General features: G+C 75.0%; 2 protein-coding genes. Both read left to right on the top strand.

The annotated features are described in order from the left end of the window. The first annotated feature begins 56 nt into the window (after positions 1-56). Positions 57-7,817 carry an SDR family NAD(P)-dependent oxidoreductase gene (locus AB0I16_RS35220; protein WP_363253760.1) on the top strand — a complete coding sequence of 2,587 codons (7,761 nt, stop codon included), beginning with the start codon at positions 57-59 and terminating at the stop codon, positions 7,815-7,817. Between the two features lie 53 nt (positions 7,818-7,870). After that, the coding region (locus AB0I16_RS35215; RefSeq protein WP_363253759.1) for a type I polyketide synthase at positions 7,871-13,797 on the top strand (5,927 nt) is incomplete at its 3' end.

The following is a 13,797-nucleotide window of genomic DNA, read 5'->3' as shown; positions in this document are numbered from 1 at the left end:
TTGTCGAGCTTGCCGCGCTTCCACTTGCGCCGCTTCTCGGTGGCGCACTCCTGGTCGTGGATCAGGACCGTGACGCCGGGTGTCCCCGCAAGTACACCGATGCGCCGACGCACCCGGCGCAGAGCCAGACCTGGGGCCTCGGCCTCGCCGTCGGCCTCGAACACCCCGAGCGCTGGGGCGGCCTCGTCGACCTGCCCGCGGCCCCCGACCCCAGGACCGCCGCGCGCCTCGCCGCCGTCCTCGCCGGGCAGACGGACGAGGACCAGCTCGCGATCCGCGCCTCCGGTGTCTCCGTACGCCGGCTGATCCCCGCACCCGCACCGGCCGAGGTGCCCGCCTGGCGTGCCGCGGGCACCGTACTGATCACCGGCGGCACCGGTGCCATCGGCGGCCACGTCGCCCGTCGGCTGGCCGCCGACGGCGCCGAGCACATCGTCCTGACCAGCCGCCGCGGCATGGACGCGCCCGGCGCCGCCGAACTCCGCGAGGAACTGGCAGGACTCGGCGTCCGCGCCACCGTCGTCGCCTGCGACGCCGCCGACCGCACCGCCCTGAGCGACCTCTTCGACCGGCTCGACGCCGAGGGCACCCCGGTCCGCTCCGTCTTCCACGCGGCGGGCACCGTCCCCTCCCTGCCGCTGGCCGAGACCGGCGTCGCCGACCTCGCGTACGCCCTGGAGGCCAAGGCCGTCGGCGCGGCCCACCTGGACGAGCTGTGCGAGGGGCGCGACCTCGACGCGTTCGTGCTGTTCTCCTCCGGGTCCGCGGTCTGGGGCAGCGGCGAACTGGGCGCGTACGGCGCGGCCAACGCCTTCCTCGACGCCCTCGCGCAGCGCCGCCGCGCCGAGGGACTGCCCGCCACCTCGGTCTCCTGGGGCATGTGGGCGGGCGGCGGCATGGTCACCGGGGACCTCGACGACCAGCTGCGCCGCCGGGGCCTGCGCCCCATGCGCCCGGAACTCGCCGTCGGCGCGCTCGTCACCGCCCTGGCCACGGACGAGACCACCCTGACGGTCGCGGACATCGACTGGGCCCGCTTCGCCCCCGGCTTCACCGCCGCCCGCTCACGGCCGCTGATCAGCGAGATCCCCGCCGTCGTCGCGCTCGCCGCGCAGGACGCGCAGGAGCAGCCGGCCACCGGCGGAGCCCTCGCCGACCGCCTCACCGGGCTCAACGACGCCGACCAGCACCGCCTCCTGCTCGACCTGGTCCGCGGCCACGCGGCGGCCGTGCTCGGCCACGAGGGACCCGACACCGTCACCCAGGACCGCGCCTTCCGCGAGCTGGGCTTCGACTCCCTCACCGCCATCGAGCTGCGCAAGCGACTCAACACCGCCACCGGCGTACGGCTGCCCGCGACCGTCGTCTTCGACCACCCGACGCCGGACGCGCTCGCCCGCCACCTGCACACCGTGGTCCTCGGCGAGCGGAGCGCCGCCGCGCCCGCCCGGAGCGCGCCCCGCACCGCCGACGAGCCCATCGCCGTGGTCGCCATGAGCTGCCGCTACCCCGGCGGCGTACGCGGCCCCGAGGACCTGTGGTCCCTCGTCCTCGAAGGACGCGACGCCGTCGGGCCCTTCCCCGACGACCGGGGCTGGGACACCGACCGGCTCTACCCGGCCGACGCCGAGGCCCAGGGCCGCAGCCGCACCCTGGAAGGCGCCTTCGTCGACGACGCGGGCGGCTTCGACGCGGGCTTCTTCGGCATCGCCCCGCGCGAGGCCCTGGCGATGGACCCCCAGCAGCGGCAGGTGCTCGAACTGGCCTGGGAGGCCTTCGAGCGGGCGGGCATCGACCCCACCTCCGTACGCGACAGCCTCACCGGCGTCTACGTCGGCGCCTCCCCGCAGAGCTACGCCGGCACCCTGGAGCAGGCCACCCCCGAGATGGACGGCTACCGGCTCACCGGCGACGCGCTGAGCGTCGTGTCCGGCCGGGTCGCCTACGCCCTCGGCCTGCGCGGCCCCGCCGTCACCGTGGACACCGCCTGCTCGTCCTCCCTGGTCGCCCTGCACCTCGCCGTGCAGGCGCTGCGGTCGGGGGAGTGCTCGATGGCCCTGGCGGGCGGCACGGCGATCATGGTGACGCCGACGCCCTTCGCCGAGTTCAGCCTCCAGGGCGGCCTGGCCCCCGACGGCCGGTGCAAGCCCTTCGCCGACGCCGCCGACGGCGTCGGCTGGGGCGAGGGCGCGGGCCTGATCCTCCTCGAACGGCTCTCCGACGCCCGCGCCAACGGCCACGAGGTGCTCGCCGTCGTCCGGGGCACCGCCACCAACCAGGACGGCGCCTCCAACGGCCTGTCCGCGCCGAACGGGCCCGCCCAGCAGCAGGTCATCCGCGCGGCGCTCGCCAACGCGGGCCTGTCCACCGCCGACGTCGACGCCGTCGAGGGCCACGGCACGGGCACCCGCCTCGGCGACCCCATCGAGGCCCAGGCGCTGCTCGCCACCTACGGCCAGGACCGCCCCGCCGACCGGCCGCTGCTCCTCGGCGCGCTGAAGTCCAACATCGGCCACACCCAGGCCGCCTCGGGCATCGCGGGCGTCATCAAGATGGTGCAGGCGATGCGGCACGGCGTACTGCCCCGCACCCTGCACCTCGACCGCCCGTCCGAGCACGTCGACTGGACGACGGGCGCCGTGGAACTCCTTCCCGAACAGCGGCCCTGGCCCGAGGCGGGCCGGCCCCGGCGCGCCGCCGTCTCCGCGTTCGGCGTCAGCGGCACCAACGGCCACGTGATCCTCGAACAGGCCGCCCCCGCGGCCCCCGCCCCGGCCGGCGAACCCGACGGCCGCCCCCTGGTGTGGACCCTGTCCGCCCGCGACACCGCCGCGCTGCGCGCACAGGCCGCCCGCCTCGCCGCCACCGTGGACGCCGGGCCCGGACTGTCACCCCTCGACATCGCCGCGACCCTCGCCACCGGCCGGGCCGCGCTCGACCACCGCGCGGTCGTCCTCGGCACCACCACCCCCGAACTGCGCGCCGGACTCGACGCGCTGGCCCAGGGCGCCGACGCCCCGGGCGTGGTGCGCGGCACCCCCGACGGCGGCAGGACCGCCGTACTCTTCTCCGGCCAGGGCTCCCAGCGCGTCGGCATGGGCCGCGAACTGTACGAGACGCGGCCCGCGTTCGCCGACGCGCTCGACGAGGTCTTCGCCCACCTCGACCCGCACCTGGACGTGCCGCTGCGCGATGTCGTCTTCGGCGACGACCAGAGCGCCCTCGACCGCACGGAGTACGCCCAGCCCGCCCTGTTCGCCATCGAGGTCGCCCTCTACCGGCTGTGGGAGAGCCTGGGCCTGCGGCCCGACGCGCTCGCCGGCCACTCGATCGGCGAACTGGCCGCCGCGCACGTGGCGGGCGTCTTCTCCCTCGCCGACGCCTGCACGATCGTCGCCGCGCGCGGCGCCCTCATGCAGGCGCTGCCCGAGGGCGGCGTCATGGTCGCCGTCCAGGCCACCGAGGACGAGATCGCACCGGAGTGCTCCGAGAACGTCGGCATAGCCGCCATCAACGGCCCCGACGCGCTCGTCCTGTCCGGCAGCGAACTCGAAGTGCTCGCCCTGGCCGACCGCCTCAAGGCGCAGGGCCGCAAGATCAGCAGACTGCGGGTCAGCCACGCCTTCCACTCCCCGCTGATGGAACCGATGCTCGACGCCTTCCGCCGCGTCGTCGCCGGCACGACCGCCCACCCGCCCACGCTGCCGATCGTCTCCACCCTGACCGGCGAACCGGTCGGCGCCGACGAGCTGACCTCGCCCGAACACTGGGTGCAGCACGTGCGCAGGCCCGTACGGTTCGCCGACGGCGTCGCCTCGCTCGCCGCCCGCGGCGTGACGACGATGGTCGAGATCGGACCCGGCGGCGTGCTCAGCGCCATGGGCCAGGACAGCGCCCCCGAAGCCGCGTTCATCCCCACGCTCCGCTCCGAGCGGCCCGAACCCGACTCGCTGGCCCTCGCCGCCGCACTGCTGCACGTCCGCGGCGCACGCCTGGACCTCGCGGCCCTGCTCGGCGGCCGGGGCACCCGCGTGGACCTGCCCACCTACGCCTTCCAGCACGAGCGGTACTGGCTGACCGCGGCCGTCGCCCCCACCGGCGACCGGGCGACGGCGGCCCTCGGACTGACCACCGGCGACCACCCGCTGCTGCGCGCCGCGGTCGCCCTGCCCGGCTCCGACGGCACCGTGTTCACCGGCAGGCTCGCCACGAGCGCCCAGCCGTGGCTCGCCGACCACGGCGTCGGCGACCGGGTGCTCTTCCCCGGCACCGGCTTCCTCGACCTCGCCCTGCACGCCGCGGACCACTGCGGCCTCGACACCGTCGAGGAACTGACCCTGCACGCCCCGCTGGTCCTGCCCGAGCGCGGTGGCCGCGCCCTGCGGGTGACCGTCGGCGCGGAGGAGGACGGCCGACGCGGCATCCGGGTGCACTCGCGGGCCGAGGACGCCGACCGGGACGCCCCGTGGACCGAGCACGCGACCGGCACGATCACTGCCGACGACGCGACCGCCGCCGGACTCGCGGTGTGGCCGCCCGAGGGCGCGACACCGATGGACGTCGACGACGTCTACGACCGCCTCACCGCGCTCGGCTACGACTACGGACCGGTCTTCCGCGCGCTGCGCGCCGCGTGGCGCCTCGACCGCGACGTGTACGTCGAGGTGGGCCTGGCCGACGACAGCGGCGACCAGGGCTTCGCCCTGCACCCCGCCCTGCTCGACGCCGCGCTGCACGCACCCGTGCTGCGCGCCCTCGACGAGACCGGTGGCGGTCCCCGGCTGCCGTTCAGCTTCACCGGCGTACGGCTGCACGCCCGCGGAGCGGCCACGCTACGGGTGCGCTGGTCGCCCGAGGGACAGGGGCAGGACGCGATGTCGCTGGCCGTCGCCGATGTGGCGGGCCGCCCCGTGGCGACCGTCGAGTCACTGGTCATGCGCCCGGCGGAACTGCGCGCGGCCCCCTCGACGGGCACCGACGCCCTGCTGCGCCTGGAGTGGACGCCCGCCGAGGGAACAGCCGAAGGCACCGGGGACAGGACGCTCGCTCTCGCCGTGCTCGGCACGGACGGGGACGGCTCCCGCGAGGACCTTCGCATCGACGACGCGCCCGCCGTGCCCGGCCCCGATGCCCTCGACGGCGTCACCGACCTGCTCCTCCCGTGCCCGCCGACCCTCGCGGAGGACGACGGCGACGCGGCCAGGCAGACGGTGTCCTGGGCCCTGGCACACCTCAAGGACTGGCTCGCCGACGAACGGACCACCGACACCCGCCTGGTGTTCGTCACCCGCGGCGCGGTCGACACCGAGGCACCCGACCCGGCACAGGCCGCGCTCTGGGGCCTGGTCCGCTCGGCACAGACCGAGAACCCCGGCCGCCTCACGCTGATCGACCTCGACGACACCGAGGAGCCCGCCCCCGCCGTGCGCGCCGCACTGGCCTCCGGCGAACCCCAGACCACCGTCAGGGCGGGCCAGGTGCGCGTGCCCCGGCTCGTCCGCACCACCGACGACGACGCGCTCACCCCGCCCGCCGACGGACCATGGCGGCTGGACAGCCGGCAGCGCGGCTCCCTCGACGGCCTCGCCCTGGTGCCGCACCCCGACGCCGCCGCGCCCCTCGCGCCCGGCGAGGTGCGCATCGCCGTACGCGCCGCGGGCCTCAACTTCCGCGACGTACTGATCGCCCTCGGCTCCTACCCCGGAGAGGCCGACATGGGCAGCGAGGTCGCCGGCGTGGTGACCGAGGTCGGCACCGGAGTCACCGACCTGGCGGTGGGCGACCGCGTCCTCGGCATGGTCACCAAGGGCTTCGGGCCCCTCGCCGTCACCGACCGCAGACTGGTCGCCCCCATGCCCGCCGGATGGTCCTTCGCACGCGGTGCCTCCGTGCCGCTGGTCTTCCTCACCGCCTACTACGCCCTGCACGACCTGGCAGGACTGCGCCGGGGCGAGTCCGTGCTGATCCACGCCGCGGCGGGCGGCGTCGGCATGGCGGCCGTGCAGCTCGCGCACCACTGGGGCGCCGAGGTGTTCGCCACGGCGAGCCCCGCCAAGTGGGACACCGTACGGGCGACGGGCGTGCCCGAAACCCACCTGGCGTCCTCGCGCGACACCGGCTTCGCGGAGCGGTTCACCGCCGAGACCGGCGGCCGCGGCGTCGACGTGGTGCTGAACTCCCTGGTACGGGAGTTCGTCGACGCCTCCCTCGAACTGCTGCCGGACGGCGGCCGGTTCATCGAACTGGGCAAGGCCGACGTACGCGACCCCGGCACCCTGCCGCCCGGCGTCGAGTACGCCACGTTCGACCTGACGCAGCCCGGACCCGACCGCTTCCAGGAGATGCTCGCCGAGGTGCTCGCCCTGTTCGAGGCCGGCGCCCTCACCCCCCTGCCGGTGCGCGCCTGGGACGTCCGCCGCGCACCCGAGGCGTTCCGCCACCTCAGCCAGGCCCGCCACGTCGGCAAGGTCGTGCTGACCGTGCCCGCGCCCCTCGACCCGGCCCGCCCCGTCCTGGTCACCGGCGGCCTCGGCACGCTCGGCGCCCTCGTGGCCCGGCATCTCGTCGCCGAACACGGCGTACGCAACCTCGTCCTCGCGGGCCGCAAGGGACCGGCGACCGAGGGTGCCACGGCACTGCGCGACGAACTGGAGGCACTGGGCGCCCACGTCTCCCTGGCGGCGTGCGACGTCGCCGACCGCGACTCGGTGGCCGCGCTGCTCGCCTCCCTGGACCAGCCGCCCGGCGCGGTCGTGCACACGGCGGGCGTCGTCGACGACGGCGTACTGGAGTCACTGACCCCCGACCGCGTCGACCGCGTGTTCGCCCCGAAGGTCGACGGCCTCCTGCACCTGGACGAACTGACCCGGGACGCCGACCTCTCCGCCTTCGTCGTGTTCTCCTCGGCGGCCGGCATCCTCGGCAGCGCGGGACAGGCGAGCTACGCCGCCGCCAACGCGACCCTCGACGCCCTCGTGCACCGCCGCCACACCCTCGGCCTGCCCGGCGTCTCCCTCGCCTGGGGCATGTGGGCGGCGGCGAGCGGCATGACGGCCGCACTCGACGCCGGCGACCGGGCCCGCCTCGGCCGCTCCGGCATCCTCGAACTGCCCACCGACGACGCCCTCGCCCTGTTCGACGCCGCGAGCGGGGACAGCCGCCCCGCGCTCGTACCGGTCCTGCTCGACACCGCCGCCCTGCGCGGCCAGGCGGCCGAAGGCACCCTGCCCCCGATGCTGCGGGGCCTGGTCCGCGCCCCCGCCCGCCGCGCCACCGCGACGCCCCCCGCCACCGCCGGTTCCTTCACCGAGACCGTCGCACGCCAGTCCGCCGAGGACCGCGAACAGACGGTGCTCGACCTGGTCAGCGCGCAGGTCGCAGCCGTACTCGGCCACACGGCCGGCGCCAGGATCGAACCCGGCCGCCCCCTGCAGGACCTCGGCTTCGACTCCCTGACCTCCGTCGAACTGCGCAACCGGCTCACCCACGCCACCGGCCTCCGGCTGCCGTCGACCCTCGTGTTCGACCACCCCTCGGCCGCCGCGATCACCCGGCACGTCCTCACGCTGCTCCCGAGCGCCGGACCCGAGCCCGACACCGGCGTACTCGACCAGCTCGACCGCCTGGAGAACGCGCTGTTCTCCCTCGCCGACGACGGCACCGCCACCAAGGTGGACCTGCGGCTGCGGGCCCTGCTCGCCAAGTGGAGCGACGCACGGGCCGACGACACCGACGAGGACGTCGACTCCGACGACCTCACATCGGCCACCGACGACGAACTCTTCGGCTACCTCGACAACGAACTCGAGACCTCGTGACCGGTCCGGACCGCAACGATCTCCCCCGCACCGCCATAAGGAGCACACGCCAGATGCAGAACGAGGACAAGCTCCGCGATTACCTCAAGCGGGCCACCACCGATCTGCGTACCGCACGCCGACGCCTGCGCGAGGTCGAGGAGCGGGAGAACGAGCCCATCGCCATCATCGGGATGAGCTGCCGCTACCCCGGCGGCATCGCCTCACCCGAAGACCTCTGGCAGCTGGTGGCCGAGGGCCGCGACGCGGTGGCGGAGTTCCCCACCGACCGCGGCTGGGACGTCGAAGCCCTCTACGACCCCGACCCGGACCACGCGGGCACCTCGATCGCCCGGCACGGCGGCTTCCTCCGGGGCGCCGCCGGCTTCGACCCCGCGTTCTTCGGGGTCAGTCCGCGCGAGGCACTGGCCATGGACCCCCAGCAGCGGCTGCTCCTGGAGACGTCCTGGGAGGCGTTCGAACGCGCCGGCATCGACCCGGCGCAGGCCAGGGACACCAAGACCGGTGTGTTCGCGGGCGTCATGTACAACGACTACGCCACGCGGCTGCCCCAGGCCCCCGAAGGCTTCGAGGGCTTCCTCGCCAACGGCAGCGCGGGCAGCATCGCCTCGGGCCGGATCGCCTACACCCTCGGCCTCGTCGGCCCCGCCGTGACCGTCGACACCGCGTGCTCGTCGTCCCTGGTCGCCCTGCATCTGGCGATGGTGGCGCTGCGCCGCGACGAATGCTCCCTCGCCCTCGCGGGCGGCGCCACCTTCATGTCCACCCCGCGCACGTTCGTCGAGTACAGCAGGCAGCGCGCCCTGTCCGTCGACGGCCGCTGCAAGGCGTTCTCCGACAGCGCCGACGGCACCGGCTGGGGCGAGGGCGTCGGCATGCTCCTGGTGGAGCGCCTGTCCGACGCGCAGCGCAACGGCCACCCCGTCCTCGCCGTCATCCGCGGTTCGGCGGTGAACCAGGACGGCGCGTCCCACGGCCTGACCGCGCCCAACGGCCCCGCCCAGCAGGCGGTCATCAACCAGGCCCTGGCCGGCGCACGGCTCACCCCCGCGCAGGTCGACGCGGTCGAGGCACACGGCACCGGCACCACCCTCGGCGACCCGATCGAGGCCCAGGCCCTGATCGGCACCTACGGCGCGGAACGCGAGGACGACCGCCCGCTGTGGCTCGGCTCCCTGAAGTCGAACATCGGCCACTCCCAGGCGGCGGCCGGGGCCGGCGGCATCATCAAGATGGTCATGGCGATGCGGCACGGCGTGCTGCCCAAGACCCTGCACGTCGACGAGCCCAGCAGCCACGTCGACTGGTCGGCGGGCACCGTGGCGCTCCTCACCGAGGAACAGCCGTGGCCCCGGACCGACGAACCGCGCCGCGCCGGTGTGTCCTCCTTCGGCGTCAGCGGCACCAACGCCCACGTCATCCTGGAAGAGGCGCCCGCACCCGATCCGGCCACGCCGGACGGCGACACGCCGCCCAACGGCAGACCGGTCCCCGCCGTCACGCCCTGGCCGCTGTCCGCCCGGACCCCCGACGCACTGCGCGCGCAGGCCGACCGGCTGCGGTCCGCCGTGGCGGCCTCCGCCGACTTCGACCCCGCGGACATCGGCTTCTCGCTGGCCACCACACGGTCGCTCTTCGAGCACCGCGCCGTGGTCCTCGCCGAGGACCGCGCCACCGCTGTCGACCGGCTCACCGCCCTCGCCGAGGGACACGGAGCCCCCGGCGTCGTCACCGGCGAGGCCGCACCGCACCGTCTGGCCTTCCTGTTCTCGGGGCAGGGTTCGCAGCGGCTCGGCATGGGCCGCGAACTGGCCGCCTGTTTCCCGGTGTTCGCCGAGGCCCTGGACTCCGTACTGGACGAGTGTGACCCGCGCGTACGCGAAGTCCTGTTCGGCGATGACGCCGATGCGCTGAACGAGACCGGGGTGACGCAGCCGGCGCTGTTCGCGGTGGAGGTGGCACTGTTCCGGCTCCTGGAGTCCTGGGGCATACGCCCCGACGTCCTGGCGGGCCACTCGATCGGCGAGCTGGCGGCTGCCCACGTCGCCGGTGTCTGGTCGTTGGCGGATGCGGTGAAGGTGGTGTCGGCGCGTGGTGCGCTGATGCAGGCGCTGCCCGCGGGCGGTGCGATGGTCGCGATCCAGGCGTCCGAGGCCGAGATCGTCCCGGACCTGTCGGAGACGGTCGGTGTCGCCGCCGTCAACGGTCCGGCGTCGGTGGTGGTTTCGGGTGTGGCCGCCGATGTGGAGGCGGTCGCGGAGAAGTGGCGTGCGGCGGGCCGGAAGGTGTCCCGGCTGAAGGTCAGCCACGCCTTCCACTCGCCGTTGATGGAGCCGATGCTCGGTGACTTCCGCCGGGTGCTTGAGGGCGTGTCGTACGAGGCGCCCGCCATCCCGATCGTGTCGACGCTGACCGGCACCCGGGCGAGCGCCGAGGAGTTGGCCTCGCCCGAGTACTGGGTGCGGCACGTGCGCGAGGCCGTGCGGTTCCACGGCGCGGTCGCGGAGCTGCGCGAGCAGGGCGTCGACGTCTTCCTGGAGGTCGGCCCCGGTGGCGTGCTCTCCGGGCTCGGGCAGGCCGGCGCCCCGGAGGCCGCCTTCGTACCCGCCCTGCGCGGCGACCGCCCCGAACTGGCCGCCCTGACCACCGCCATCGGCCAACTGCACGTACGCGGCGTCCCGGTGGACCTGGCCGCCCTCTTCGAGGGCAGCGGGGCCCAGCGGGTCGACCTGCCGACGTACGCGTTCCAGCGCGAGCACTACTGGCTCGACGCCCCCGCGGCCGAGGAGAGCACCGGGCGTACCTCGCCGGAGGAGGCGCGGTTCTGGGAGGCCGTGGAGGAGGGCGACCCCGTGGACCTCGCCCGGACGCTGGGCGTGTCGTCCGACGACCCGCTGAGCGCGGTACTGCCCCGCCTCTCCGCCTGGCGCCGGAAGCAGCGGGACCGGCTGACGGCCGACGGATGGCGGTACCGGGTCGACTGGCGTGCGGTGAACGCCGGGACGCGCCGCCCGGCCGGTACCTGGCTGGTCGTGGCGCCGACCGGTGACGAGTGCGCCGAGTGGGTACGGGCGTCCCTGACGCGTAACGGTGCGGACGAGGCGCATGTCCTGTACGTCGACCTGGCCGCGGAGACGGGAGCGGTCGACTGGGCGGGGCGGCTGGCGGGTCTGCCGCGGTTGAGCGGTGTGGTCTCGCTGCTGGGTCTCGCCGACGCGGGGCAGAGCACCGTACCCGCGGGTCTCGCGGCGACGATCGGTCTGCTGCGGGCGCTCGGCGACGTGGACGCTCCGCTGTGGTGCCTCACGTCGGGCGCGGTCTCGACGGGCGCCGACGACGCGGTCACCGGGTTCGAGCAGTCGATGCTGTGGGGCCTCGGCCGGGCCGCGGCGCTGGAACACCCCGCCCGCTGGGGCGGCCTGATCGACCTGCCCCAGCTCCAGACGAAGACGAAGGCGCAGGCGCGGGCGCAGGCGTGGGACGAGCGGACCGGGGACCTCCTCGCCTCCGCCGTCGCCGCGCCCGGCGAGGACCAGATCGCCCTGCGCGACCACACGGTCCTCGGTCGCAGACTCGTGCCCGCCCCGCTGGGCGAAACCTCCGAGGAGAGCTGGTCGCCGCGCGGCACCGTCCTCGTCACCGGCGGCACCGGCGCCCTCGGCGGACACGTGGCGCGCTGGCTCGCGGCGCACGGAGCCGAGCACGTCGTGCTGGCAGCCCGCCGCGGCCGGACCGCCCGAGGGGCCGAGGACCTGGAGGCCGAGTTCGTCGGCCTCGGCGCGCGCGTCACGTTCGCCGCCTGCGACGTTGCCGACAGGGACGCCGTCGCCGCGATGCTGGAGAGCCTTCCGCCGCTCGACGCCGTCGTCCACACGGCGGGCGTGGAGCGCCCGGCCGCCCTCGCCGACCTCGACCCGCACGACCTCACCGGGTTCGCCGACGTACTCGCGGCCAAGGCCGACGGCGCCCGCCACCTGCACGAACTGCTCGCCGACACGCCCCTGGACGCGTTCGTCCTGTTCTCCTCCATCGCCGGCGTGTGGGGCAGCGGCGGCCAGGCCGCCTACGGCGCCGCCAACGCCTACCTGGACGCCCTCGCCGACCACCGCCGGGCCGCGGGCCTGCCCGCGACGGCCGTCGCGTGGGGGCCGTGGGGCGGCGGCGGCATGGTCGAGGACTCCGGACAGGCCGCGCACCTCAAGCGCCTCGGCCTGCTCACGATGGACCCCGGTGCGGCGCTCGCCGGCCTCGGTTCCGCCGTCGCGCACGGCGACACGAAGGTCACCGTCGCCGACGTCGACTGGGCCCGGTTCGCCGGCACCTTCACCGCGCAGCGGCCGAGCCCGCTCCTGAGCGAACTCCCCGCCGTACGCGCCGCTGCGGACGCCGCGTCCGCCTCCGCCACTGCCTCAGCCTCCGCCGAGCAGCGCGGCACATCGGCTCTCGTGCGGCGGCTCGCCGCTCTGGACGAGGCCGAGCAGGGACGCCACCTCACCGGCCTCGTCCGCTCGGAGGCCGCCGCCGTACTCGGCCACGCGTCCGCCGACGCCTTCCCCGCGACGCGCGCGTTCAGAGAACTCGGCTTCGACTCGCTGACGGCCGTGGAACTGCGCGCCCGCCTCAGCGAGGCCACCGGCATCGCCCTGCCCGCATCCATCGTCTTCGACTACCCCACGCCCGCCGACCTGGCCGCCCACCTGCGAGTGGCCCTGTCGGGCGCGGTGCCCGCCGCCTCCGGCACCGGCACGGTCTCCGGCGCGACCGGCGTGAGCGACGAACCGATCGCGATCGTGGCCATGGCCTGCCGCTACCCCGGCGGCGTGGCGAGCCCCGAGGACCTGTGGCAGGTCCTGCTGTCGGGCCGCGACACCGTGACGGAGTTCCCCACCGACCGCGGCTGGGACGTCGAGGCGCTGTACAGCCCCGACCCGGAGACGGCGGGCGTCGGCACCACGTACTCCCGCAGGGGCGCCTTCCTCGACGACGTCGCCGACTTCGACCCGACGGTCTTCGGGATCTCGCCGCGCGAGGCGCTGGCGATGGACCCGCAGCAGCGGCTGCTCCTGGAAACGTCCTGGGAGGCCTTCGAACGCGCGGGCATCGACCCGACCTCGCTGCGCGGCAGCCGGTCCGGTGTCTTCGTCGGCACCAACGGCCAGGACTACACGACGCTGATGATGGCCGCTCCCGAGAGCGTCGACGGCTACTTCGGCACCGGCAGCGCGGCGAGCGTGATCTCGGGCCGCCTGTCGTACACGTTCGGCCTCGAAGGCCCGGCCGTCACGGTGGACACGGCGTGCTCGTCCTCGCTCGTCGCCCTGCACCTGGCGGTCCAGGCCCTGCGTCAGGGCGAGTGTGAACTGGCCCTCGCGGGCGGTGTGACGGTGATGTCCACGCCCGCGGCGTTCGTGGAGTTCAGCCGCCAGCGCGGACTGTCGCAGGACGGCCGGTGCAAGGCCTTCGGAGCCGAAGCGGACGGCACCGGCTGGGGCGAGGGCATCGGCATGCTGCTCGTGGAGCGCCTGTCGGACGCCCGCCGCAACGGCCACCCGGTGCTCGCGGTCGTCCGGGGCTCGGCGGTCAACCAGGACGGCGCTTCCAACGGTCTGACGGCCCCCAACGGCCCCTCGCAGCAGCGCGTCATCCGCCAGGCACTTGCCGGTGCGGGCCTGGCGCCGTCCGATGTGGACGCGGTGGAGGCGCACGGTACGGGGACGAAGCTGGGTGACCCGATCGAGGCGCAGGCGCTTCTTGCGACCTATGGTCAGGATCGTCCGGCGGACCGGCCGTTGCTGCTTGGTTCGGTGAAGTCGAACATCGGTCACACCCAGGCTGCCGCGGGTGTGGCGGGTGTGATCAAGATGGTGATGGCGATGCGGCACGGTGTGCTGCCGCGCACGCTGCATGCGGATGAGCCGTCGCCGCATGTGGACTGGTCGGCGGGTGCGGTGGAGCTGCTGACGGAGGAGCGTGGGTGGCC

Source organism: Streptomyces sp. NPDC050703 (genome assembly GCF_040654435.1).
In the GTDB taxonomy this organism is placed as follows: domain Bacteria; phylum Actinomycetota; class Actinomycetes; order Streptomycetales; family Streptomycetaceae; genus Streptomyces.
The sequence above is the reverse complement of the archived record's forward strand: the minus strand, read 5'-3'. Positions and strand labels throughout refer to the sequence as shown.